Raw genomic sequence first — 22,380 nt, 5'->3', positions numbered from 1 at the left:
GAGAGGGGCCGCAGTGGTCGACAGCTTCAACGAGGCCGACCCTGCGGCCCCTCCGTTCCGTCGGGTGCTGCTCAAGCTCTCCGGCGAGGTCTTCGGCGGCGGACGTCTGGGGCTCGACCCCGACGTCGTCAACGCCATCGCCCGGCAGATCGCCGACGCCGCCCGCGAGGGCGTCCAGGTCGCGATCGTCGTCGGCGGCGGCAACTTCTTCCGGGGCGCCGAGCTGAGCCAGCGTGGCATGGAGCGTTCGCGGGCCGACTACATCGGCATGCTGGGCACCGTCATGAACGCGCTCGCGCTGCAGGACTTCATCGAGAAGCAGGGCGTCGAGACGCGCGTGCAGACCGCCATCACCATGGGCCAGGTCGCCGAGCCGTACATCCCGCGCCGCGCCGTGCGGCACCTGGAGAAGGGCCGCGTCGTCATCTTCGGCGCCGGCGCCGGCATGCCGTACTTCTCCACCGACACCGTCTCGGCCCAGCGCGCGCTGGAGATCAAGGCCGACGCGGTGCTCATGAGCAAGAGCGGGGTCGACGGCGTCTACACCGCCGACCCGCGCAAGGACCCCACCGCGGTCAAGTACGACTCGGTGACCTTCGAGGACGCGCTGCGGCTCAACCTCAAGGTCGTCGACGCGGCCGCGTTCGCGCTGTGCATGGAGAACCACCTGCCGATGGTCGTCTTCGGCATGGAGGGCGAGGGCAACATCGCCCGTGGCCTGCGCGGTGAGAAGATCGGTACGCTCGTCCACTCGTCCTGAGCGGACGCAGCCACGCACCACCGGCCGACGCCCCGCGTCGGCCCCCGAGAGGCGCCGCCGAGCGGCCCGTGAAGGAGCATGACGTGATCAACGAGACGCTGAACGAGACCGAGGCGAAGATGGCCAAGGCCGTCGAGCACTCCCGCGAGGAGTTCGCCGCGATCCGCACCGGTCGCGCGCACCCGGCGATGTTCTCGCAGATCACCGCCGACTACTACGGCACGCCGACGCCGCTGCAGCAGCTGGCCAGCTTCACGGTCCCCGAGCCGCGCGTCGTCATCATCAACCCGTACGACGCGGGCGCGAAGAACGCCATCGAGAAGGCCATCCGCGACTCCGACCTCGGCGTGAACCCCACCGACGACGGCAAGGTCATCCGGGTCTCGCTGCCCGAGCTCACCGAGGAGCGTCGCAAGGAGTACATCAAGCTCGCCAAGTCCAAGGCCGAGGAGGGCCGCGTCGCGGTCCGCAACCTGCGCCGTGCGGGCAAGCAGGCCTTCGACAAGGCCGAGAAGGACTCCGAGATCAGCAAGGACGACAACACCGGCGCGGAGAAGAAGCTCGACGCGCTGACCAAGAAGTACGTCGACACGATCGACGACATGCTCAAGAAGAAGGAAGCGGAGCTCCTTGAGGTCTGAGCCGACCCCGGTCGACCCGACCGAGCCCGAGCCGGCCGAGCCGGCGGAGGCGCTCAAGCAGAGCCGCGCCGGGCGCAACCTGCCCGCGGCCATCGCGGTCGGTGTCACCCTCGTCGCGCTCGTCGTCTGCTCGCTCGTCTTCTGGAAGGCCGCGTTCGTCGGCGTCGTCGTCGTGGCGTTGACCGTCGGCGTGACGGAGCTGTCCAAGGCGCTGGGCACCGCGGGCATCCGCGTGCCGCTGGTGCCGATCGTCGTCGGCGGCATCGCGATGAACGTCGGCGCCTACGCCGAGGGCGTCGACGTGGCGGCCATCGCCATGGCGCTCACCGTCATCGGCACGTTCGTGTGGCGCATGGCCGAGGGGGCCGACGGCTTCGTCCGCGACACGTCCGCCGGCCTGCTCTGCCTGTCGTACGTCTGGCTCATGGGCGTGTTCGTGCTGCTCATGCTGGCCGAGGACGACGGACCGTGGCGCATCATCGCGTTCATCGCGGTGACCATCGCGTCCGACACCGGCGGCTACGCCGCGGGCGTCCTGGCCGGCAAGCACCCGATGGCCCCGTCGATCAGCCCGAAGAAGTCCTGGGAGGGCTTCGCCGGCTCGATGACGGCGGGCGTCCTCGTCGGCGTGCTCGTCGTGACGCTGGGCCTGGAGGGCGACTGGTGGGCCGGTGCGCTGCTCGGCGTCGTGGGCGTGCTCGCCGCGACGCTCGGCGACCTGTCGGAGTCGCTCATCAAGCGCGACCTCGGCATCAAGGACATGAGCGACCTGCTCCCCGGCCACGGCGGCCTCATGGACCGGCTCGACTCGCTCATCGTGGTCGCGCCGATGGCCTGGCTCGTCCTGCACTACCTGGTCCCGGTGGCCTGACGTGACCAAGCAGGTGAAGCGCGTCGCGCTCGAGGTGCTCGGCTGGCTGCTCGTGCTGGTCGGCCTGGCCGCGCTCGTCCTGCCCGGCCCCGGCCTGCTGTGCCTGTTCGCCGGCTTGGTCGTGCTCTCCCAGCAGTACGAGTGGGCCGAGCGCCGGCTCGACCCGGTCGAGCGTGCCGCGCTGCGTGCCGCGTACGAGGGCGTCAGCACGGCCCCGCGCATCGCCATGTCGGTCGCCGGCGGCGCCGCGCTCGTCGCCCTCGGCGTGCTGTGGATGGTCGACCCGGACGCTCCCGGCTGGTGGCCGCTGCGCGACTCGTGGTGGCTCGTCGGCGGGTTCTGGACCGGTTTCTCGCTGGCCGTCTCGGGCGTCATCTCGTGGGCCCTGATCGTCTACAGCTACCGCCGCTTCCGCGTGCGTGGGGAGAAGCCTCCGGCCCGTCGCGGCTGACGATTCGGTCGATCCTTGCCCCGGGTGGGAGACTGGTTCGGTGAACGACACGCCCCGGACGCTCCCGCTCGTCCTCGAGCAGCCGCGCGGCCGCGCCAAGCCGCCGCGCCACCTCGCCGACCTCGCGCCCGAGGAGCGCAAGGACGCCGCCGAGAAGCTCGGGCTCCCCGCCTTCCGGCTCAAGCAGGTCGCGAACCACTACTTCGCGCGGCTCGAGCGCGACCCCGAGGCCATGAGTGACCTGCCGGCCGCGATCCGCGCCGAGCTGGCCGAGGGCATGCTGCCGACCCTGCTGACGCCGGTACGCGTCATGGAGGCCGACAAGGGCACGACCCGCAAGACGCTGTGGCGCCTGTTCGACAACGCGCTCGTCGAGTCGGTGCTGATGCGCTACTCCGACCGCGCCACCCTGTGCGTCTCCAGCCAGGCCGGCTGCGGCATGGCCTGCCCGTTCTGCGCCACCGGTCAGGGCGGTCTGCAGCGCAACATGAGCACGGCGGAGATCATCGACCAGGTCGTCGACGGCGCCCGCGCGATGCGTGACGGCCTCGTCGCCGGCGGCCCCGGCCGCCTGTCGAACATCGTGTTCATGGGCATGGGCGAGCCGATGGCCAACTACAACGCGGTCATCGGCGCCGTGCGCCGCATGGTGACGCCCGCGCCCGACGGCCTGGGCATGAGCGCCCGCAACATCACGGTCAGCACCGTCGGCCTGGTGCCGCGCATCAAGCAGCTGGCCACCGAGGGCATCCCGGTGACGCTCGCGGTGTCGCTGCACGCGCCGGACGACGAGCTGCGCGACACGCTCGTGCCGATCAACACCCGGTTCAAGGTCGACGAGGTCGTCGACGCCGCGTGGGAGTACGCGCGCACCACGAAGCGCCGCGTCTCGATCGAGTACGCGATGATGCGCGACATCAACGACCAGGCCTGGCGCGCCGACCTGCTCGCCGAGGTGCTGCAGAAGCGCGGCGACTGGAACTGGGTGCACGTCAACCTGATTCCGCTCAACGAGATCCCCGACTCCCAGTTCACGCGCTCGCGCGACGAGGACATGGACGAGTTCGTGCGCCGGCTCGAGCGCCACGGCATCAGCACGACCATCCGAGACACCCGAGGCGACGAGATCGACGCCGCCTGCGGCCAGCTGGCGGCCTCCGAGGTCTGACCGGGCCCGCCGGGGGAGTGGCGGACCGCACACGGTGACGTCGGTCGGTCTGGGTACGGTGTGCCCACACCCCTGGCAGAAGGAGATCCGTTGCTCGCCGTGACCCGTGAGGGACCCGTGGCCGTCCTGACGCTGCAGCGTCCCGAGAAGCGCAACGCGCTGGACCTCGACCTGTGCCGTCAGCTCTACGTGGCCGTCGACGAGCAGGTCGAGGCCGGCGCGCGCGTGCTGGTGCTGACCGGCGAGGGCTCGGCGTTCTGCGCGGGGGCCGATCTCGACGGCGTCCACGGCGACGAGTTCCTGCACGCGCTCTACGGGATGCTGCACCACCTCGCCGCGGTGAACGTGCCGGTCGTGGCGGCCGTGAACGGCCCGGCGATCGGTGCCGGCACCCAGCTGGCCCTGGCCTGCGACCTGCGCGTGGTCGACGAGCGGGCGCGGTTCGCGGTGCCCACCGCGCTGAACGGCATGGCCGTCGACGCGTGGACCATCCGCACGCTGGAGAAGCTGGCCGGCACCGGCCGGGCCCGGCGCATGATGCTCGCCGCCGCGACGATCGAGCGCGACGAGGCCCTGGCCTGCGGGCTGGCCGACCGCACCGGGACGCTCGAGGACGCGCTCGCCTGGGCCCAGGAGATCGCGGCCATGGCGCCGATGACGCTGGCCTACAACAAGCTCGTCCTCAACGGCTCCGACGACGACGATCCGGCGGTCGAGGCCGCGTTCGCGAGCGTGTGGCGCAGCGACGACGTCCAGGAGGCCTCGCGCGCCCGGGCCGAGAAGCGCCAGCCGGTCTTCGAGGGACGATGAGCTCGCTCGCGTTCGAGGCGCTCGACCGGCACGTGATCGGCGGCCGGGCCGACGACCTCGCCGTCGCCGGTGCCGCGCGCCCGGTCACGTACGCCCGTCTGCTGGAGCTGTCGGCCGCGCTCGGCGGCGGACTGCGCCTGCTCGGCGTCGAGCCGGGCACGTCCGTCGACCTGCGCGTCGAGCCCGGCCTCGACCAGGTCGTGGCGGTGCTCGCGGTCGTCCGGCTGCACCTGGAGGTCGCCGAGGGTGGCGATCCACGGCTCGGCGGCGCCGACCCGCTCCGCGTCCACCTCGGCACCGACGAGTACGAGTGGGACACGGTGCTCAAGGCGGGCGCCGGCAATCCCGCCGGGGCCGCCGAGCGCGACCCGGAGGGGTACTCCGACCGGATGCGGGCGCGCTTCGGACACCTGCTCGACCCGTTGCTCGGCGGCGGCACCGTCACCCTGTGAGCGTCGACGGGCCGGTCGCGGCGTCCGGCGTCACCGTGCGCCGGGTCCGCGAGCACGAGTGGAGCCGGCTGCGTGACCTGCGGCTCGAGGCGCTCGGGGACCCCGTGGCCCACCTGGCGTTCGTCGAGACGCTCGACCAGGCGCTGGCGCGCCCCGACGACTTCTGGCGCGAGCGCACGGGGTCGGCCGCGACGTCCGACGACGTCGTCCAGGTCGTCGCCGTCGACGAGCACGACCGGCTCGCCGGAACCGTCACCGGGCTCCTCACCCGGCCGGGGGAGCCCGACTACCGGGGGCGGCGCACCCCGGACCTGCGCGCGGCCGTGGTCGCCGTCTACGTGCGCCCGTCCCACCGCGGCCGCGGCGTGCTGGAGCAGCTGCTCAGGGCCGTCGAGGCCTGGCTCGCGGACCAGGGCGTCCGCCGGGTGCACCTGCACGTCCACGAGCAGAACGAGCGGGCCCGCCGGGCGTACCTGCGCGCCGGCTACACGGCCGTCCCCGGCCTCGTCGAGCTCGCCGGGGTGCCCCACCGCGAGCTCGTCCGTGAGCTCGGCTGAGACCCGTCAGCGCACGCCCCAGGAGTACGTCTGCTTGGCCAGCTTGAGGTAGACGAACGTCTCGGTCGAGGTGACCTTCTCCATCGCCGCGATGGTGTCGCCGACCAGCTCGAGCAGCGCGTCGTCGCTCTCGCAGACGACCTCGGCCAGGATGTCGAAGCGTCCCGTGGTGACCACGACGTAGTCGATCTCGGGGATCTCGGCGATCCGCTGGGCCACCTCGGTGATGTGCGAGGCGACCTTCACGCCGACCATCGCCTGCTTGGCGAAGCCGAGCTGCAGCGGGTCCGTGACGGCCACGATCTGCATGACGCCGGACTCGGTGAGCCGCTGCACGCGCTGGCGCACGGCGGCCTCCGAGAGCCCGACCTCCTTGGCGATCGCCGCGTACGAACGACGTCCGTCGACCTGGAGCTTGGCGATGATCGCCTTCGACACCTCGTCCAGGGGCGAGGTCACAGCAGCGTTCCGGCCTCGGTCAGGACGCTGCGCAGGATCTGCTCGATCTCGTCGAAGTGCGACTGGTCGCAGATCAGCGGGGGAGCGAGCTGGATGACCGGGTCGCCCCGGTCGTCGGCCCGGCAGTACAGGCCGGCGTCGTACAGCGCCTTGGACAGGAAGCCGCGCAGCAGGCGCTCGGACTCGTCCTCGTCGAACGTCTCGCGGGTGGCCTGGTCCTTGACCAGCTCGATGCCGTAGAAGTAGCCGGCGCCACGGACCTCGCCGACGATCGGCAGGTCCAGCAGCTTCTGCAGCGTGCCCAGGAAGGCCGGCTCGTTCTCACGGACGCGCTCGTTGAGCTTCTCGCGCTCGAAGATGTCCAGGTTGGCCATCGCCACGGCGCACGAGACCGGGTGGCCGCCGAAGGTGTAGCCGTGCAGGAAGCTGTTGTTGCCCTCCAGGAACGGCTCCATGACCTTCTCGGAGGCGATCATCGCGCCGAGCGGGGAGTAGCCCGAGGTGAGGCCCTTCGCGCAAGTGATCATGTCCGGCTCGTAGCCGAAGCGGGTCGCGCCGAACATCTCGCCGAGACGACCGAAGGCGCAGATGACCTCGTCGGAGACCAGCAGCACGTCGTAGGTGTCACAGATCTCGCGGACCCGCTGGAAGTACCCGGGCGGCGGCGGGAAGCAGCCGCCGGCGTTCTGCACGGGCTCGAGGAACACCGCCGCGACGGTGTCGGGACCCTGGGCGAGGATCGCGTCCTCGATCTGGTCGGCGGCCCAGCGGCCGAACGCGACCGGGTCGACCATGCCGTCCTCGCCGTGCGGCAGATAGGCCGGCGCGCGGTAGGCGTTGGTGTTGGGCACGTGGACGGTCGAGGGCACGAGCGGCTCGAACGGCGCCTTCATGTCCGGGATGCCGGTGATGGACAGCGCGCCCTGCGGGGTGCCGTGGTAGGCGACCTGGCGGCTGATCACCTTGTGCTTGAGCGGCTTGCCCTTGAGCTTGAAGTACTGCTTGGCCGCCTTCCAGGCGGTCTCGACCGCCTCGCCGCCGCCGGTGGTGAAGAAGACCCGGTTGAGGTCGCCCGGGGCGTACGACGCCACGCGCTCGGCCAGCTCGATCGCCTTCGGGTGCGCGAACGTCCAGAGCGGGAAGAACGACAGGTCCTTGGCCTGGTCGTACGCGGCCTTGGCCAGCTCCTCGCGGCCGTGGCCGGCCTGCACGACGAACAGTCCCGCGAGCCCGTCGAGGTAGCGGCGGCCCTGCGCGTCCCAGACGTAGGCGCCCTCGCCCTTGACGATCACCGGGATGTCGTGGGCGGCGTCGTACGACCCCTGGCGCGAGAAGTGCATCCAGAGGTGGTCCTTGCCGGCCCGCTGGAGATGGTCGAGGTCGAGGTCGCTCATGACTCGCAGTATCACGCGTCGCCGGGGCCAGCCACAAGGGAATCCGTCGTGAAATGCCTCTGTAACGTCGTAATCAGTCGTCCTGGCCGGCGTCGGGCTGGCTCTCGTCCATCGCGCTGTCACGGACCGGTCACCGGACGGACGCCCCGGCGCGCGTGGCGGTGCTGGCGGTCGCGGGGCCGGGTCGGGCAGGGTGGAGGCCATGATCGCGGTCGAGCACCTCTCCAAGACGTACGGGTCGTACCAGGCCCTGAACGACGTCTCCTTCGTCTGCCGCCCGGGCACCGTCACCGGCTTCCTGGGCCCCAACGGCGCCGGCAAGTCCACGGCGATGCGCATCATGACCGGCCTCACGCCGGCATCGTCGGGCGTCGCCACCATCGGGGGAGTCGCCTACCGCGACATCCCCAACCCGTCGTCCCAGGTGGGCGTGCTCCTGGACGCCTCGGCCCAGCATGGCGGACGCACCGGACGCGAGGTGCTCACCATCGCGGCCAAGACGATGGGGCTGCCCAAGTCCCGCGTGGACGAGATGCTCGCCCTCGTCGGCCTCACGCCCAGCGAGGCCAAGCGACGGGTCCGGAACTACTCGCTCGGCATGCGCCAGCGTCTCGGCCTGGCCCAGACGCTCCTGGGCGACCCGTCCGTCCTCATCCTCGACGAGCCGGCCAACGGCCTCGACCCGGCCGGCATCCACTGGATGCGCTCCCTCCTGCGCAGCTTCGCCGAGAAGGGCGGCACCGTGCTGCTGTCCTCGCACCTGCTGCACGAGATCGAGGTCATCGCCGACGAGATCATCGTCATCGGCCACGGCCGCATCGTCGCCCAGGGCACGAAGGACGAGCTGCTGAAGGGCAGTGGCACCTTCGTGCGGGCACTGGACCCCTCCGCGCTGGTCAACGCGCTCGTCTCGGCCGGGATCGAGTCGCACGTCTCCGGCGCCGGCCTGGCCACCGACGCGACGGCCGAGCAGGTCGGCCGCGCCGCGGCTGCCGCCGGCGTCGTCCTGCTCGAGCTGCGGGCCGCCGAGTCCGCGAACCTCGAGGAGATGTTCCTCCAGCTCACGTCCGACACCCAGCGCGACGCGCTGGCCACCGAAGGAGCCCGCGCATGAGCGCCCCCGCCGTCGACCTGAACCGCCCGTCGATCCCGCTGGGCCGACTCGTCGCGGTCGAGGCCCGCAAGGTGTTCGACACCCGCGCCAGCCGCTGGTTCAGCCTGTCGATCCTGGGCCTGGTGCTGCTCGTCATGGTGCTGCAGGCGTTCGTCTTCGTGGACGGCCTGCAGGACCTCGACATGTTCCTGGCCTTCTCGGGGAACATCCTGGGCTACTTCCTGCCCATCGTGCTGATCATGCTGGTGACGTCGGAGTGGGGACAGCGCACCGCACTGGTCACGTTCACGCTCGAGCCGCGCCGTGGCCGGGTCGTCGCCGCCAAGCTGATCGCCGGCCTGCTGCTCTCGTTCGCGGCGTTCGCGCTGGCGTTCCTGATCTCGCTGCTCGGGACGTTCCTGGCCTCCTCCGTGCGCGGCCTGGACGTGTCGTGGAGCCTCGAGGGCGACGTGATCCGCAACTTCCTGATCAGCAACACGATCGCCGTCCTGGTGGGCTTTGCCCTGGCGATGCTGCTGGGCAACACGGCGGCGGCGATCGTCGGCTACTTCGTCTACACCTTCATCGTCCCGATCGTCATCAACCTGCTCGGCTCGTTCGTCGACTGGTTCGGCGACATCGTGCCGTGGATCGAGTTCAGCAGTGCGCAGACCCCGCTCGTCACCGGGGACGGCAGCCTGAGCGGCGAGGAGTGGGCTCACCTGGCCACGTCGGGCACCATCTGGCTGGTGATCCCGCTCGTCGTCGGCATCCTGCGTCTGCTCCGACGCGAGGTGAAGTAACCGCCGGAGGGTGGTGCGAGAGGATGGGCGGCATGCGCAAGCGTGTCGCCCTTCTCGGTTCCACCGGCTCGATCGGTACCCAGGCCCTCGACGTGATCGCGGCCAACCCCGACCGGTTCGAGGTGGTGGCCCTGGCGGCCGGCGGTTCCGACCCGGCGCTGCTGGCCCGCCAGGCGCTCGACCACGAGGTGCCGCTCGTCGCCGTCGCCCGCACCACGGCCGTCCAGGACGTCCAGCTGGCGCTCTACGCGGACGCCCAGCGCCGTGGCTGGTCCGAGGGTGACGTCCGCCTGCCGCGCATCGTCGCCGGACCCGACGCCGCCGTCGAGGCGGCCCGCGCGCCGGCGGACGTCGTGCTCAACGGCATGACCGGGGCGGTCGGCCTGCTGCCGACCCTTGCGGCCCTCGAGACCGGCGCGACGCTCGCGCTGGCCAACAAGGAGTCGCTCATCATCGGCGGCGAGCTCGTCACCGGTGCTGCGAAGCCGGGCCAGCTCGTGCCCGTCGACTCCGAGCACTCGGCCATCGCCCAGGCGCTGCGCGGGGAGCGGGTCGAGGACGTGAAGCGGCTCCTGGTCACGGCGAGCGGCGGGCCGTTCCGCGGACGCACCCGGGAGGCGCTCGTCGACGTCACCCCCGAGCAGGCCGCGGCCCACCCGACCTGGGACATGGGCCCGGTCATCACCATCAACTCGGCGACGCTGGTCAACAAGGGCCTGGAGGTCATCGAGGCCCACCTGCTGTTCGGCATCGGCTTCGACCGCATCGACGTCGTCGTGCACCCGTCGTCGGTCGTCCACTCGATGGTGGAGTACGTGGACGGCTCGACCATGGTCCAGGCGTCGCCGCCGGACATGCGCCTGCCGATCGCGCTGGGCCTGGCTTGGCCCGAGCGCCTGCCCGGCGCCGCCCGCGGCTGCGACTGGACGTCCTCGACGGCGTGGGAGTTCTTCCCGCTCGACGACTCCGCCTTCCCGGCGGTCCGGCTGGCCCGCCGGGCGGGGGAGTTCGCGCGCACCGCCCCGGCGGTCTACAACGCCGCCAACGAGGTGTGCGTGGACGCCTTCGTGGCCCGCGACTTGGACTTCCTTGGCATCGTGGACACCGTGGGCGCCGTCCTCGACGACCACCTCACCGATCCCGACAGCGCCACGCGCGACCTGACGCTCGACTCCGTCCTGGAGGCCGACGCCTGGGCCCGCGAGCGCGCCCGAGCCCTTGTGGAGCAGCGTTGACCGCCCTCGTGTACGCCCTCGGCGTCCTGATCTTCGTGATCGGTGTCGCCGTCTCGATCGCGCTGCACGAGTGCGGCCACATGATCCCCGCGCGCCGGTTCGGCGTGAAGGTGACGCAGTTCTTCGTCGGCTTCGGCAACACGGTGTGGTCGTTCCGCCGCGGCGAGACCGAGTACGGCCTCAAGGCGATCCCGCTGGGCGGCTACGTGAAGCTCGTCGGCATGCTCCCTCCCGGCAAGGGCGAGGACCCGCACGAGCTGCGCAGCACGAGCACCGGCCTGTTCAGCCAGCTCGCCGCCGACGCGCGCGACGCCGAGCGCGAGCACATCGGTCCCGAGGACGAGGGCCGGCTGTTCTACACCCGGCCCTGGTGGCAGAAGGTCATCGTCATGGCCGGCGGCCCCATCGTGAACCTGGCCATCGCCTTCGTGCTCTTCGCCACGGTGTTCATGGGCTTCGGCGCCTACGAGCCGACCACCACCGTCAACACGGTCTCGGCCTGCGCGATCCCCGACACCGAGGCCGGCCGCTCGTGCACGTCCGCGGACCCGGAGACGCCGGCCAAGAAGGCCGGCCTGCAGCCCGGCGACGTCATCACCACGTTCGACGGCGACCCGGTCGCCGACTGGGACGAGCTGAGCGCGCACATCCGGGCCAACGGGTCGGGCGAGGCCACGATCGGCTACGAGCGCGACGGCCAGGCCCGCACCGTCGACATCGAGACCACCGTGCTGGCCCGCGCCGACCTGGACGACCCCGACAAGACCGTCGAGGTCGGCTTCCTGGGTGTCTCGCCGACCACGGAGCAGGAGCGCCAGGGACTCGGCTACGTGTTCGGCGTCATGGGCGACTCGGTCGTCGGCACCGTCCACGCGATCATCGACCTGCCCCAGCGCATGGTCGGCGTCGTGAAGGCCGCCGTGGGCGGGGAGCGCGAGGACGACGGCCCGGTGAGCGTCGTCGGCGCCGGCCGCGTGGCCGGTGAGCTGGTCACCTACGACGACCCGTCCTGGGGCGACCGCGCGGTGCGGCTCATGACCCTGCTCGCCTCGGTCAACCTGTTCCTGGGCATGTTCAACTTCGTCCCGCTGCTGCCGCTGGACGGTGGCCACATCGCCGGTGCCCTGTACGAGGCGGTCCGGCGCGGGTTCGCCCGCCTGTTCCGCCGCCCCGACCCGGGCTACGTGGACGTCGCCAAGATGCTTCCCGTCGCCTACGCCGTGGGGGCGGTCCTTATGATCATGAGCGTGATCCTGATCTACGCCGACATCGTCAACCCGGTGAGCATCTCGTGAGCGCCGTGAGCCTGGGCATGCCCGCCGCGCCGCCGCCGGTGCTGGCCCCGCGACGCCGCTCGCGCAAGATCAAGGTCGGCACCGTCGACGTCGGCGGCGACGCCCCCGTCTCGGTGCAGTCGATGACCACGACGCTCACGTCTGACGTCAACTCCACGCTGCAGCAGATCGCCGAGCTGACCGCGGCCGGCTGCGACATCGTGCGCGTCGCCTGCCCCAGCCAGGACGACGCCGACGCGCTGCCGGACATCGCGCGCAAGTCGCAGATCCCGGTCATCGCCGACATCCACTTCCAGCCCAAGTACGTGTTCGCCGCGATCGACGCCGGCTGCGCCGCCGTCCGCGTGAACCCGGGCAACATCCGCAAGTTCGACGACCAGGTCGGCGCCATCGCCAAGGCGGCCAAGGACGCCGGCGTCTCGCTGCGCATCGGCGTCAACGCCGGCTCGCTCGACAAGCGTCTGCTCGAGAAGTACGGCCGCGCGACGCCCGAGGCGCTCGTGGAGTCGGCCGTCTGGGAGGCGTCGCTGTTCGAGGAGCACGACTTCCACGACTTCAAGATCTCGGTCAAGCACAACGACCCGGTGATCATGGCGCAGGCCTACGAGATGCTCGCCGAGCGCGGCGACTGGCCGCTGCACCTCGGCGTCACCGAGGCGGGCCCGGCGTTCCAGGGCACGATCAAGTCGGCCACCGCCTTCGGCTACCTGCTCGGCAAGGGCATCGGCGACACCATCCGAGTCTCGCTGTCCGCCCCGCCGGTCGAGGAGGTCAAGGTCGGCATCCAGATCCTGCAGTCGCTCAACCTGCGCGAGCGCAAGCTCGAGATCGTCTCGTGCCCGTCCTGCGGCCGCGCCCAGGTGGACGTCTACACGCTCGCCGAGCAGGTGACCGCCGGCCTCGAGGGCATGGAGGTGCCGCTGCGCGTCGCCGTCATGGGCTGCGTCGTCAACGGCCCGGGCGAGGCCCGCGAGGCCGACCTCGGCGTCGCGTCCGGCAACGGCAAGGGCCAGATCTTCGTCAAGGGCGAGGTCATCAAGACCGTCCCCGAGAGCAAGATCGTCGAGACACTCATCGAGGAGGCCATGCGCATCGCCGAGGACATGGAGCCCGTCGACGGCGGCGCGCCCTCGGTCTCGGTCTCCTGAGGCCCGCGCCGACGGGCGTGACGCCCCCGCGTCGATAGGCTGGCCGCCGAGGGAGGTGGGGACGGTGCTCGGGACGACGAACCTGCGCGTGCTGACGCCCGAGGAGATGCCCCTCGTGCGCTCGCTGACCGCGCTCGACCCCGCCGTCAACGTCTTCCTGCAGCACCGGCTCGACGTCACCGGCATGCGTCCGCGCTGGATGGGCGGACGCATGTGGGGCTGGTTCGAGGGCGAGCGCATCGTCTCGGCCTGCTACGTCGCCTCCAACGTCGTGCCGCTCAACGCGAGCCCCGAGGCGGTGGCCGCGTTCGCCGAGCACGCGCTGCCCCAGGCGCCGCGTGCAGCGTCGATCGTCGGCCCCCGCGAGACGGTCATGGACCTGTGGGGCCGGATGGCCCCGCTGTGGGGCCCGGCCCGGTCCGTGCGCGACGAGCAGCCGTTCCTGCTCATCGACCACGACGGGCTGGTCGCCCCCGACCCCCGCGTGCGCCGGGTGCTGCTCGACGAGGTGGACGTGCTGTACCCCGCGTCGGTGGCGATGTTCACCGAGGAGGTCGGCGTCGACCCCGAGGTCATGAGCGGGTCGGCCTACCGCGCGCGCGTCACGCAGCTCGTCGGGCAGGGCTGGTCGTTCGCGATCATCGAGGACGACACGGTGCTGTTCAAGGCCGAGGTCGGTGCCGCGGCCGGCGACGTCTGCCAGGTGCAGGGCGTCTACGTGCACCCGGACGTCCGCGGGCAGGGCCTCGCCGCCCCGGCCATGGCCGCGGTGGTGCAGCAGGTCCGGCGGACGATCGCACCCGTCGTCACGCTGTACGTCAACGGCCACAACGTCCCCGCCCGGCGCACGTACGACCGGGTCGGCTTCCGCCAGCACACGACCTTCGCCACCATCCTGCTGTGACGCCGTAGGGTCGGGCCATGCCCAAGTCCCTGGCCGGTCTCGCCGCGCTGTTCACCGTCTCCGGCGTCCTGCACCTCGTGCGTCCGCAGGTGTTCGAGTCCATCGTCCCGAAGCAGCTGCCGCGCAAGCGCGAGCTCGTCCACGCGTCCGGCGTCGCCGAGCTGGCCTGCGCCGCGATGCTCGCCGTCCCGCGCACGCGCCGGGCCGGCGGGGTCGCGTCCGCGGCGCTGCTCGTGGCCGTCTTCCCGGCCAACGTGCAGATGGCCGTCAGCACCCGGCGCAGCCGCAAGGCCCCGGCCTGGCTCAAGGCCGGCACCCTGCTGCGACTGCCGCTGCAGTGGCCGATGATCCGCGTCGCGCTGCGCGCCGGCCGGGCCTGACCGCGCGGCCGGGCGGCCGGTCGCCGCTCGGTAGGGTTCAGCCCATGCGCATGTCCCAGCTCTTCCTCCGCACCCTGCGTGACGACCCCGCCGACGCGGAGGTCCCCAGCCACAAGCTGCTCGTGCGCGCCGGCTTCGTCCGGCGCGTCGCCCCGGGCATCTACACGTGGCTGCCGCTGGGCCTGAAGGTGCTGGGCAAGGTCGAGAAGATCGTCCGCGAGGAGATGGACGCGATCGGCGCCCAGGAGGTGCGCTTCCCGGCGCTCCTGCCGCGCGAGCCCTACGAGGCGACCGACCGCTGGACCGAGTACGGCGACAACCTGTTCCGCCTGCACGACCGCCGCGGCGGCGACTACCTGCTCGGCCCCACGCACGAGGAGATGTTCACGCTCCTGGTGAAGGACCTGTACTCGTCCTACAAGGACCTGCCCCTGAGCCTGTACCAGGTGCAGACGAAGTACCGCGACGAGGCGCGCCCGCGCGCGGGCATCCTGCGCGGCCGCGAGTTCGTCATGAAGGACTCCTACTCCTTCGACGTCACCGACGAGGGCCTGGAGAAGAGCTACCAGGCGCACCGCGCCGCGTACGTCCGCATCTTCGACCGGCTCGGCCTCGAGTACGTCATCGTCCAGGCCGACTCCGGCGCGATGGGCGGCTCGGCCAGCGAGGAGTTCCTCGCCGTGGCCGAGACCGGCGAGGACACCTTCGTGCGCTCGCCCGGCGGCTACGCGGCCAACGTCGAGGCGGTCACGACCGTCGTGCCGGACGCGCTGCCGTTCGACGACGCGCCCGCGGCGCACGTCGAGGACACCCCCGACACCCCGACCATCCAGACGCTGGTCGACCACCTGAACGCGGCGTTCCCGCGCGACGACCGCGCCTGGACGGCGGCCGACACGCTGAAGAACGTCCTGGTGATGCTTCACCACCCCGACGGCACCCGCGAGCCGCTCGCCGTCGGCGTCCCCGGCGACCGCGAGGTCGACGCCAAGCGCCTGGAGACCCAGGTGTCGCCGGCCGAGGTCGAGCCGTTCGAGGAGAAGGACTTCGCCCAGCACCCCGCGCTGGTGAAGGGCTACATCGGTCCCGGCGTCCTAGGCACCGAGAACGCCTCCGGCATCCGCTACCTGGTCGACCCGCGCGTCGTCGACGGCACCCGCTGGGTGACCGGCGCGAACGAGCAGGGACGCCACGTCATCGACCTGGTGGCCGGCCGCGACTTCACCGCCGACGGCACGATCGAGGCCGCCGAGGTGCGCGCGGGCGACCCCGCGCCGGACGGCTCGGGACCGCTCGAGCTCGCCCGCGGCATCGAGATGGGCCACATCTTCCAGCTCGGCCGCAAGTACGCCGAGCGCCTGGGCCTGCAGGTGCTGGACGAGAACGGCAAGCTCGCGACCGTGACGATGGGCTCCTACGGCGTCGGCGTCTCGCGGGCGGTCGGCGCGATCATCGAGAACTCCTTCGACGAGGCCGGCATGATCTGGCCGCGCGAGGTGTCGCCGTTCGACGTCCACGTGGTCGTCGCGGGCAAGACCCCCGAGCTGTTCGAGGGCGGCGACCGCATCGTCGCCGACCTCGAGGCGGCCGGCTTCGACGTGCTGCACGACGATCGTCCGAAGATGTCGCCCGGCGTGAAGTTCAAGGACGCCGAGCTCATCGGCGTCCCGACCATCGTCGTCGTGGGCAAGGGCCTGGCCGACGGCGTCGTCGAGGTCAAGGATCGCGCCACCGGCGAGCGCACCGACGTCCCGGTCGACCAGGTCGTCGCGCACCTGCGCGGCTGAGCGACGTCATGAAGGTCGTCGGTGTCGACGAGCGCGACTCGGCGTGGGAGGACGACCGCCCGCGGTTCCGCGTGTACCTGCACGGCAGCGGTCCGGACGCCACGCGGGGCTGGACCGACACCTACGACGTCACCGGCGCCGACGTGCTGCAGGTCGTCGACTGGGCCCAGCGGCAGGCGGGCGGCGTGCTCACCTACGCGATCGCCCTGGTCGTGGACGACCGGCACGAGGACCGGCTGAACCCGGGACTGGGCTGAGGTCTGGTGTGGCTGGTCGGGAGTGACGGCAACGACGTCGCCGACACGCCGACGGAGCAGGACCGGCAGCGTCGCATGCTCACCCGCCGGGTCGACCCGGTCGGCGTGCTCGCAGCCGACCGGGTGGGCGACCGGACCTGGATGCCCTACGTCGACGGCTCGCTGTCGCGGCGCGGCTGAGGTCGGTCAGTCGGCGTCGGGCCGGTCGAGACCGGGGAACGCCACCGGCTCGGCGTCCCAGGCGACGGCGCGCAGCGCAGCGCGCTGGAGCAGCCGCACCGCCAGGCGGCGCTCGACGCCGCTGGTGACCCGCACGGCGGCGGCCGCGGCGTCGGCCGCGTCCTGCTCGACCTGCTGGGCCAGCCGCCGCCCGGCCGCGAGGTCCGACGGCACCTCGAGCTCGTAGGACGCCGGGGGAGCGGGGGGCGTGGCACCGCGGGCGTCGAGCGCGGCCAGCAGGTCGTCGCGGTCGCGCCGGCTCGAGGCGAACGAGTCCGCGGGGCGCGGGTCGTCCAGCCGGGCGCCGAGCAGGCCGAACACCCACACGGCGCGGTGGGCCTGGGCCAGGCACGCCTCGAGGGCGTCGGCGGCGCTCACACCAGGCTCCGGGCCTGGAGCAGGCCGGCCGACGCGGACGCGAGCACCTGGGCGAGCGCGGGGGAGACGGCCCCGAGGCACGCGGCCTCGACCTCGTCGGCCGCGTCCTGCAGGGCCACCGTGAGCCGGGGCGCGGGCGCCGTGGCTCCGGCGTCGGCGCCGCCCAGGGCGTCCAGCTGCTCGCGGACGAGCGTCGCGACCTCGGGGGAGTCCTGGGACTCGGCGGCGGCCAGGACGCCGCTGAGCGTCGTGCGCACCTGCGCCAGGCGGCGCTCGTCGGACGGGTCGGGCTGGGGGACGGGCTCGAGGCCCGTGGCACGCAGCGCGTCGTCCAGGACGCCCGCGCGCTCGGCCACGACGACGCCTCCACCGGCAAGCGCCAGGACACCCGTGCCGACGATCACCCCGCGACGTCCGATCACGATGGCAGGCTACCGGCCCGGACCCGGTAGGCTTGTCCGGACCCGCGAGGGCCGCACACGGACCGACAAGTACATACGGAGGACGACCCCATGGCCGACACAGTCGAGAACCTCGTCGAGAGGTGCGTGGCCGACCTGGGCCTCGACCTCGAGGCGGTCGAGCTCGCTCCCGCCGGCAAGCAGCGCATCCTGCGCGTGGCCGTCGACACCGACGGCGGCATCACCATCGACCACGTCGCCGAGCTGACCCGCGCCCTGTCGCGCGAGCTCGACGAGTCCGACGTCATGGGTGACGGCGCCTACACGCTCGAGGTCACCTCGCGTGGCGTCGACCGTCCGCTGAGCCTGCCGCGCCACTGGCGCCGCAACGCCGGCCGCCTGGTCAAGGCCACGACGACCGAGGGCACCAAGGTCGTCGGGCGCATCGGCGAGAGCGACGACGAGGGCGTGACCCTGGACGTCGCCGGCACCCCCACCCGCTACGCCTACGACGAGCTGACGAACCCGCTCGTCCAGGTCGAGCTGAACCGGAAGTAGGACCATGGACATCGACATCGCCGCCCTCCGCCTCCTCGAGCGCGAGAAGGACATCTCCTTCGACGTCGTCGTCGAGGCCATCGAGCAGGCCCTGCTCTCGGCGTACCACAAGACGAGCGACGCCCACTCCCACGCGCGCGTCGAGCTCGACCGCAAGACCGGCCACGTGACCGTCTGGGCCAAGGAGCGGCTCGAGACGCCCCCGCCCGCCGAGGGCGAGGAGCGTCCCGCGCCCCGCTTCAGCGAGGAGTTCGACCACACGCCCCAGGACTTCGGCCGCTACGCCGCCACCGTTGCGCGCCAGCTGATCATGCAGCGGCTGCGCGACGCCGAGGACGAGCAGAAGTTCGGCGAGTTCTCCGGCAAGGTGGGCGACATCGTCTCCGGCGTCGTCCAGCAGGGCCGTGACCCGCAGGACGTCCTGATCAACCTGGGCCGGCTCGAGGCGCTGCTGCCGGCCACCGAGCGCGTCCCCGGCGAGACCTACAGCCACGGCGAGCGGGTCAAGGCGTACGTCTACTCGGTCGAGAAGGGCATGCGCGGTCCTCGTGTTCGCGTCTCGCGCACGCACCCGGGCCTGGTGAAGAAGCTGTTCGAGCTCGAGGTGCCCGAGATCGCCGACGGCACGGTCGAGATCGTCGAGATCGCCCGCGAGGCCGGTCACCGCAGCAAGATCGCCGTCCGCTCGCGCGCCCAGGGCGTCAACGCCAAGGGCGCCTGCATCGGCCCGATGGGCCAGCGCGTGCGCAACGTCATGAGCGAGCTGCACGGCGAGAAGATCGACATCGTCGACCACAGCGACGAGCCGGCCGAGTTCATCGCCCACGCGCTGTCGCCCTCGCAGGTGAAGAGCGTCACGCTCGTCGACCCCGCGGCCAAGGCCGCCCGCGTGGTCGTGCCCGACTTCCAGCTGTCGCTGGCGATCGGCAAGGAGGGCCAGAACGCCCGGCTCGCCGCGCGTCTGACCGGGTGGCGCATCGACATCCGCTCGGACACCGACCCGCGCGGCGACCAGCCGTCGGCACCCGCCGGCGGCGGCGCGTCCGGTCGTCCCGGCGCGCCCGGCGGCGCGTGACGACCAGGGAGCCGCTAGACTCGTCGTTGGTGATCCGCACGTGCATCGGTTGTCGAGAGCGAGCGGAGAAATCCACCCTGGTACGTGTCGTCGCGACGGGGGACTCGCCGGTGACGGTGGTCCTCGACCGTGACGGCCGACTTCCGGGCCGAGGGGCGCACCTGCACCCCGATCCCGGATGCCTGGAGCTGGCCCAGCGCCGCAAGGCGTTCGGCCGGGCCCTGCGTGTCGCCGGCACGCTCGACCTGACCTCGGTCGTCGAGCAGCTGGCACCCGACGCGGGGCACGCACCACCCGCACGACCCACGTAAACCCGGCGGGGCCCACCCAGGGCCCCCGAGACGAAATCGGAGCACTCGCTCATGAGCACTCGATGAGTTCTTTCCGATGAGCCTGTACGACAACTAGTGGTCTGCGCCCTTCAGGGTGTGGGCCCCCTGAAGGAGAAGTGTGGCTGTCAGAGTCCACGAGCTCGCCCGCGAGTTCGGTGTTGAGAGCAAGGTCGTCCTGTCCACCCTCAAGGACATGGGCGAGTACGTGAAGTCCGCCTCGTCCACGATCGAGGCGCCGGTCGTCCGCCGCCTCACCGAGGAGCACGGCGACGCGCTGCGCGCCCAGGGCGCGAAGAAGGGCGGCGCCAAGAAGGCGGCCGCCAAGCCCGCCGACAAGGCGGCGCCCAAGCCCGGCCCCAAGGCTCCGGTCGCCGAGGCGCCCGCCGCCCCGGCTCCCGAGGCCCCCGCTGCTGCGACCGAGGCACCGGCTGCTCCGGCCGCCGAGGCCCCCGCCGCTCCGGCCCCGGCCAAGCCGCGTGGTCCGGTCCCCGGTCCCGCCGCCCCGAAGCCCGCTCCGGCGGCTCCGCCGGCGCCCGAGTCGGCCGCCCCCCAGGCGCCGACGCCGCCGCGCACCCCCGGTCCGCGTCCCGCGGCCCCCGGTCCGCGTCCCGGCCCGGGTCGTCCCGGCGCTCGTCCGGGCAACAACCCGTTCTCGTCGAAGCAGGGCATGCAGCAGGAGCGCCCGCCGCGTCCGCCGGCCGCCCGTGAGGGTGGTCAGGGTGGCGCTGCCGCGCCGCGTCCGGGCATGCCGCGCCCCAACCCGGCGATGATGCCCAAGCAGTCCGGTCTCCAGCGTCCCGGCCCGGCCGGTCGCGGCCCGGGCGGTCCCGGCGGTCGTCCCGGCCCGGGCGGTCGTGGCCCCGGTGGACCCGGTGGTCGTCCCGGTGGTGCCGGCGGCGGTCGTCCCGGTGGTGGCGGCGGTGGCGGCGGCTTCGCCGGTGCCGGTCGTCCCGGCGGTGGCGCTCCCGGCGGCTTCGCCGGTCGCCCCGGCGGTGGTGGCAACCGTCCCGGTGGACGTGGTGGCACGCAGGGCGCCTTCGGTCGCCCCGGCGGTCCCGCCCGTCGCGGACGCAAGAGCAAGCGCGCGAAGCGTCAAGAGTTCGACCAGATGCAGGCGCCCGCCATCGGCGGCGTCCGCGTCCGCAAGGGCAACGGCGAGGTCGTGCGCATGGCGCGCGGCGCCTCGCTGACCGACTTCGCCGAGAAGATCGGCGTGGACGCGGCGTCCCTGGTCCAGGTGCTGTTCCACCTGGGCGAGATGGTCACCGCGACCCAGTCGGTCAACGACGAGACGCTGCAGATCCTCGGCGAGGAGCTGAATTACGACGTCCAGGTCGTCTCGCCCGAGGACGAGGACCGCGAGCTGCTCGAGTCCTTCAGCCTCGGCTTCGGCGAGGACGAGGGCTCCGAGGAGGACCTGGTGGCCCGTCCGCCGGTCGTCACGGTCATGGGCCACGTCGACCACGGAAAGACCAAGCTGCTGGACGCGATCCGCAGCACGAACGTGGTCGCGAAGGAGGCCGGCGGCATCACCCAGGCCATCGGCGCCTACCAGGTCACGACCGAGGTCGACGGCAACGAGCGCGCGATCACCTTCATCGACACGCCCGGTCACGAGGCGTTCACCGCCATGCGTGCCCGTGGTGCGCAGTCCACCGACATCGCGGTGCTGGTGGTGGCGGCCGACGACGGCGTCATGCCGCAGACGGTCGAGGCGCTCAACCACGCCAAGGCCGCCGGTGTGCCGATCGTCGTCGCGGTCAACAAGATCGACAAGCCCGACGCCGACCCGACGAAGGCTCGCGGTCAGCTGACCGAGTACGGCCTGGTCCCCGAGGAGTACGGCGGAGACACGATGTTCGTCGACGTCTCGGCTCGTGCCGGCCTCAACATCGAGGGCCTGCTCGAGGCGATCATCCTGACCGCCGACGCCGAGCTCGACCTGCGGGCCAACCCGCACCAGCACGCCGAGGGCGTCGCCATCGAGGCGCACCTGGACCGCGGTCGCGGCCCGGTCGCCACGGTGCTCGTCCAGCGCGGCACGCTGCGTGTCGGTGACTCGCTCGTCGCCGGTCCGGCCTTCGGCCGTGTCCGCGCGATGCTCGACGAGCACGGCGACAACATCGAGGAGGCGACCCCGTCGCGTCCTGCGCTGGTACTCGGCCTCACGGCCGTGCCCGGTGCCGGTGACAACTTCATGGTGGTCGAGGACGACCGTCTGGCCCGTCAGATTGCCGAGAAGCGCGAGGCCCGCGAGCGCAACGCCACGCTGGCCAAGCGCAGCGGTCGCCGCACCCTCGAGGACTTCATGTCCTCGATGGAGAAGGGCGAGACCGACGAGCTGCTGCTCATCCTCAAGGGCGACAGCTCCGGTGCCGTCGAGGCGCTGGAGGACTCGCTGGCCCAGATCGACGTCGGCGAGGACGTCGCGCTGCGGGTCATCGACCGCGGTGTCGGTGCGATCACCGAGACCAACGTCGACCTGGCTGCCGCCTCCAACGCCGTCATCATCGGCTTCAACGTGCGGCCGCAGGGCAAGGCCACCGAGCTGGCCGACCGCGAGGGCGTCGACATCCGCTACTACTCGATCATCTACCAGGCGATCGAGGAGATCGAGGCGGCGCTCAAGGGCATGCTCAAGCCCGAGTTCGAGGAGGCCCAGCTGGGCACGGCGGAGATCCGCGACATCTTCCGCTCGTCCAAGATCGGCAACATCGCCGGCTGCATGGTCCAGTCCGGCACGATCCGCCGCAACAGCAAGGCTCGCCTGCTGCGCGACGGCACCGTGGTGGCCGACAACCTCGACCTCGCGAGCCTGCGCCGCGAGAAGGACGACGTCAGCGAGGTCCGCGAGGGCTTCGAGTGCGGCATCGTCCTGCGGGGCTTCAACGACATCAAGATCGGCGACGTCATCGAGACGTTCGAGATGCGCGAGAAGCCGCGCGACTGACC

General features: G+C 72.0%; 26 protein-coding genes. 22 read left to right on the top strand and 4 right to left on the bottom strand.

Annotated features, from left to right (window positions below; genetic code table 11):
• The first annotated feature begins 13 nt into the window (after nt 1-13).
• The 8 genes from pyrH to E0W78_RS03600 all read left to right on the top strand — a co-directional run bounded on the left by pyrH (nt 14) and on the right by E0W78_RS03600 (nt 5,710).
• Entirely contained in the window at nt 14-760 is a 747-nt protein-coding gene (gene pyrH, locus E0W78_RS03635; protein ID WP_131402472.1) for a UMP kinase, read from the top strand.
• Nucleotides 761-846: 86 nt separating this feature from the next.
• Nucleotides 847-1,401, top strand: coding sequence for a ribosome recycling factor (gene frr, locus E0W78_RS03630; protein ID WP_207392628.1), 555 nt, complete (start codon nt 847-849; stop codon nt 1,399-1,401).
• The gene (locus E0W78_RS03625) at nt 1,391-2,272 is read left to right on the top strand and encodes a phosphatidate cytidylyltransferase (protein ID WP_131402470.1); all 882 of its coding nucleotides are present in this window, start codon (nt 1,391-1,393) and stop codon (nt 2,270-2,272) included. Before frr ends, E0W78_RS03625 begins: the two co-directional genes overlap by 11 nt.
• A gap of 1 nt (nt 2,273) precedes the next feature.
• Nucleotides 2,274-2,723: a PGPGW domain-containing protein gene (locus E0W78_RS03620; RefSeq protein ID WP_131402469.1), complete on the top strand. Its 450-nt coding sequence runs from the start codon at nt 2,274-2,276 to the stop codon at nt 2,721-2,723.
• Between the two features lie 40 nt (nt 2,724-2,763).
• Nucleotides 2,764-3,891 carry a 23S rRNA (adenine(2503)-C(2))-methyltransferase RlmN gene (gene rlmN / locus E0W78_RS03615; protein WP_131402468.1) on the top strand — a complete coding sequence of 376 codons (1,128 nt, stop codon included), beginning with the start codon at nt 2,764-2,766 and terminating at the stop codon, nt 3,889-3,891.
• A gap of 99 nt (nt 3,892-3,990) precedes the next feature.
• Entirely contained in the window at nt 3,991-4,701 is a 711-nt protein-coding gene (locus E0W78_RS03610; protein WP_242686210.1) for an enoyl-CoA hydratase, read from the top strand.
• Nucleotides 4,698-5,153 carry an AMP-binding protein gene (locus tag E0W78_RS03605; RefSeq protein WP_131402466.1) on the top strand — a complete coding sequence of 152 codons (456 nt, stop codon included), beginning with the start codon at nt 4,698-4,700 and terminating at the stop codon, nt 5,151-5,153. The genes E0W78_RS03610 and E0W78_RS03605 overlap by 4 nt, the downstream gene beginning before the upstream one ends.
• The gene (locus tag E0W78_RS03600) at nt 5,150-5,710 is read left to right on the top strand and encodes a GNAT family N-acetyltransferase (protein WP_165570398.1); all 561 of its coding nucleotides are present in this window, start codon (nt 5,150-5,152) and stop codon (nt 5,708-5,710) included. The genes E0W78_RS03605 and E0W78_RS03600 overlap by 4 nt, the downstream gene beginning before the upstream one ends.
• Nucleotides 5,711-5,716: 6 nt before the next feature.
• Here E0W78_RS03600 and E0W78_RS03595 read toward each other — a convergent pair whose 3' ends face one another.
• Together E0W78_RS03595 and E0W78_RS03590 are read right to left on the bottom strand one after the other, a co-directional pair.
• The gene (locus E0W78_RS03595) at nt 5,717-6,169 is read right to left on the bottom strand and encodes an Lrp/AsnC family transcriptional regulator (RefSeq protein ID WP_131402464.1); all 453 of its coding nucleotides are present in this window, start codon (nt 6,167-6,169) and stop codon (nt 5,717-5,719) included.
• A complete protein-coding gene (locus E0W78_RS03590) occupies nt 6,166-7,563 on the bottom strand; it encodes an aspartate aminotransferase family protein (protein ID WP_131402463.1) in 1,398 nt (465 codons plus the stop codon). The genes E0W78_RS03595 and E0W78_RS03590 overlap by 4 nt, the downstream gene beginning before the upstream one ends.
• A gap of 202 nt (nt 7,564-7,765) precedes the next feature.
• Between E0W78_RS03590 and E0W78_RS03585 the strand changes: the two genes are divergently transcribed.
• From E0W78_RS03585 to E0W78_RS16455, 10 genes are all read left to right on the top strand, one after another.
• Complete coding sequence (locus E0W78_RS03585; RefSeq protein ID WP_207392613.1) at nt 7,766-8,677, top strand: ATP-binding cassette domain-containing protein; 912 nt, start codon at nt 7,766-7,768, stop codon at nt 8,675-8,677.
• On the top strand, nt 8,674-9,459 hold the full coding sequence (locus tag E0W78_RS03580; protein ID WP_131402461.1) for an ABC transporter permease subunit: 786 nt from the start codon (nt 8,674-8,676) through the stop codon (nt 9,457-9,459). Before E0W78_RS03585 ends, E0W78_RS03580 begins: the two co-directional genes overlap by 4 nt.
• Before the next feature lie 32 nt (nt 9,460-9,491).
• Nucleotides 9,492-10,694: a 1-deoxy-D-xylulose-5-phosphate reductoisomerase gene (dxr, locus tag E0W78_RS03575; RefSeq protein ID WP_131402460.1), complete on the top strand. Its 1,203-nt coding sequence runs from the start codon at nt 9,492-9,494 to the stop codon at nt 10,692-10,694.
• Complete coding sequence (locus E0W78_RS03570) at nt 10,691-11,989, top strand: M50 family metallopeptidase (RefSeq protein ID WP_131402459.1); 1,299 nt, start codon at nt 10,691-10,693, stop codon at nt 11,987-11,989. The genes dxr and E0W78_RS03570 overlap by 4 nt, the downstream gene beginning before the upstream one ends.
• A gap of 17 nt (nt 11,990-12,006) precedes the next feature.
• Nucleotides 12,007-13,137 carry a flavodoxin-dependent (E)-4-hydroxy-3-methylbut-2-enyl-diphosphate synthase gene (ispG, locus tag E0W78_RS03565; protein WP_131402588.1) on the top strand — a complete coding sequence of 377 codons (1,131 nt, stop codon included), beginning with the start codon at nt 12,007-12,009 and terminating at the stop codon, nt 13,135-13,137.
• Nucleotides 13,138-13,201: 64 nt separating this feature from the next.
• Nucleotides 13,202-14,041 carry a DUF4081 domain-containing GNAT family N-acetyltransferase gene (locus E0W78_RS03560; protein WP_131402458.1) on the top strand — a complete coding sequence of 280 codons (840 nt, stop codon included), beginning with the start codon at nt 13,202-13,204 and terminating at the stop codon, nt 14,039-14,041.
• A 17-nt stretch (nt 14,042-14,058) separates the two neighbouring features.
• A complete protein-coding gene (locus E0W78_RS03555; RefSeq protein ID WP_131402457.1) occupies nt 14,059-14,421 on the top strand; it encodes a MauE/DoxX family redox-associated membrane protein in 363 nt (120 codons plus the stop codon).
• A 50-nt stretch (nt 14,422-14,471) separates the two neighbouring features.
• Nucleotides 14,472-16,208 (top strand): proline--tRNA ligase, encoded by a 1,737-nt coding sequence (locus E0W78_RS03550; RefSeq protein ID WP_207392624.1) that lies wholly within the window; start codon nt 14,472-14,474, stop codon nt 16,206-16,208.
• An 8-nt stretch (nt 16,209-16,216) separates the two neighbouring features.
• Entirely contained in the window at nt 16,217-16,465 is a 249-nt protein-coding gene (locus tag E0W78_RS03545; RefSeq protein ID WP_131402455.1) for a hypothetical protein, read from the top strand.
• A 6-nt stretch (nt 16,466-16,471) separates the two neighbouring features.
• Complete coding sequence (locus tag E0W78_RS16455) at nt 16,472-16,645, top strand: hypothetical protein (RefSeq protein WP_165570397.1); 174 nt, start codon at nt 16,472-16,474, stop codon at nt 16,643-16,645.
• A gap of 6 nt (nt 16,646-16,651) precedes the next feature.
• Here E0W78_RS16455 and E0W78_RS16450 read toward each other — a convergent pair whose 3' ends face one another.
• Together E0W78_RS16450 and E0W78_RS16445 are read right to left on the bottom strand one after the other, a co-directional pair.
• Complete coding sequence (locus E0W78_RS16450; protein WP_165570396.1) at nt 16,652-17,062, bottom strand: DUF4439 domain-containing protein; 411 nt, start codon at nt 17,060-17,062, stop codon at nt 16,652-16,654.
• Nucleotides 17,059-17,484, bottom strand: a complete 426-nt coding sequence (locus tag E0W78_RS16445) for a hypothetical protein (protein ID WP_165570395.1) — start codon at nt 17,482-17,484, stop codon at nt 17,059-17,061. The genes E0W78_RS16450 and E0W78_RS16445 overlap by 4 nt, the downstream gene beginning before the upstream one ends.
• Nucleotides 17,485-17,574: 90 nt before the next feature.
• On the opposite strand from E0W78_RS16445, the gene rimP reads away from it, so the two are divergent.
• The 4 genes from rimP to infB all read left to right on the top strand — a co-directional run bounded on the left by rimP (nt 17,575) and on the right by infB (nt 22,378).
• Entirely contained in the window at nt 17,575-18,021 is a 447-nt protein-coding gene (gene rimP / locus E0W78_RS03535; RefSeq protein WP_131402453.1) for a ribosome maturation factor RimP, read from the top strand.
• A gap of 4 nt (nt 18,022-18,025) precedes the next feature.
• Nucleotides 18,026-19,096 carry a transcription termination factor NusA gene (gene nusA, locus E0W78_RS03530; protein ID WP_131402452.1) on the top strand — a complete coding sequence of 357 codons (1,071 nt, stop codon included), beginning with the start codon at nt 18,026-18,028 and terminating at the stop codon, nt 19,094-19,096.
• The gene (locus E0W78_RS03525; RefSeq protein WP_347559422.1) at nt 18,991-19,407 is read left to right on the top strand and encodes a YlxR family protein; all 417 of its coding nucleotides are present in this window, start codon (nt 18,991-18,993) and stop codon (nt 19,405-19,407) included. The genes nusA and E0W78_RS03525 overlap by 106 nt, the downstream gene beginning before the upstream one ends.
• A gap of 139 nt (nt 19,408-19,546) precedes the next feature.
• A complete protein-coding gene (infB, locus tag E0W78_RS03520) occupies nt 19,547-22,378 on the top strand; it encodes a translation initiation factor IF-2 (RefSeq protein WP_131402450.1) in 2,832 nt (943 codons plus the stop codon).
• Nucleotides 22,379-22,380 lie beyond the last annotated feature (2 nt).

The organism is Aeromicrobium sp. IC_218 (genome assembly GCF_004336805.1).
Lineage (GTDB): Bacteria > Actinomycetota > Actinomycetes > Propionibacteriales > Nocardioidaceae > Aeromicrobium.
This window is presented reverse-complemented; position numbering and strand designations above follow the sequence as displayed.